This window comes from Actinomadura sp. NPDC049753, assembly GCF_040674655.1.
Lineage (GTDB): Bacteria > Actinomycetota > Actinomycetes > Streptosporangiales > Streptosporangiaceae > Spirillospora > Spirillospora verrucosospora.
In genome coordinates this window covers 1-1,232 of sequence record NZ_JBFARL010000468.1, presented here as the reverse complement: position 1 = coordinate 1,232, position 1,232 = coordinate 1, and the positions used below count along the sequence as shown (strand labels likewise).

Below are 1,232 nucleotides of genomic sequence, written 5' to 3'. Positions count from 1 at the left end.
CCGGGCAGGGACGGGCTCGCGCCGGGTCTGGTCGTCGCCAGCGCCCCGGCGGCCATGCCGCGCCGGATGGCACGTTCCATGGCGTCGCCGGCCGCGAGTGCCGCGCCCAGCGAGCCGGTGAAGGCGTCCCCGGCCGCGGTGGTGTCCACGGCGGTGACCTGGTAGGCGGTGAAGTTCCGGGCGCCTTCGCGGGTGACGGAGACGGCGCCGCCCGCGCCCAGCGTGATCAGCGCGTGGCCGACGCCGCGGTCGAGGAACCATCGCCCGGCCCGCTCGGCGGACGCCGGGTCGGTGACCTCCACACCGGTCAGCTCCGTCGCCTCGCTCTCGTTCGGCGTGACCAGGTCGATGTGCGGCCACACGTCGTCCGGGAGCGCCTGGGCGGGGGCCGGGTCGAGGATGACCGTCAGTCCGGCCGCCCTGCCCGCCTTCGCCGCGTGGCAGGTCGTCGCCGCGGGGACTTCGAGTTGCAGGAGCAGGACGCCGACCTTCCCGGCGGTCGCGGCGATGCTCGCGTCGACCATGGCCGGGTCGAGGTCGGCGTTCGCCAGTGGGGTGATGACGATGTCGTTCTCCCCGGACGCGTCCACGCGGATGTGCGCGACGCCGGTGCGGCCGTCCACGGTCCGGACTTCGTCCAGTTCGACGCCGTACGACCGCAGGCCGTCCAGGACGATCTCGCGGAACGGGTCGCGGCCGACGCACCCGGCGAGCCACGTCCGCGCCCCCGCGCGGGCGGCCGCGACCGCCTGGTTCGCGCCCTTCCCGCCGAGCACGAGGGTGAAGTCGTCGCCGAGCACGGTCTCACCGCGCCGCGGGAACCGTGCGCTGAACGCGGTCACGTCCGCGGTGATGCTGCCGACGACGAGAACACCGTGGGGTTCCATCGCGGTCCTCCTGTTCCGGCTGTTCGAGGCATGAGTGGGGAGAGGCAACGGCGATCGCGCCGTTTCCTTGGGCATTTGCGGTTGTGGATCAGACCCCGACGGGGTGCCAGACGGTCTTGGTCTCCAGGAACGCGGTCAGGCGCGCGGTTCCGGGCTCTTGGGTCCAGTCGTCGGTGGCGCGGAAGACGCGCTTGAGGTTGTGGGCCGCTCTGTCCTGGAGGCCGGGCACGTCGTCGTCCGGGACGCCGGTGAGGTCGATGGCGTTGACGTCCATGTGGGCGGCCAGCCAGGGGGCGATCTCGGTGCGGTGGCCGGTGAGGATGTTCACGACGCCGCCGGGCAGGT

1 protein-coding gene and 1 pseudogene are annotated in these 1,232 nt (G+C 73.3%); both read right to left on the bottom strand.

The features are described from left to right. The coding region (locus AB0K37_RS42265) for a ribokinase (protein ID WP_363991892.1) at positions 1–887 on the bottom strand (887 nt) is incomplete at its 3' end. Between the two features lie 88 nt (positions 888–975). Beyond that, a pseudogene (locus AB0K37_RS42260) lies at positions 976–1,232 on the bottom strand (aldehyde dehydrogenase); the annotation flags it as partial.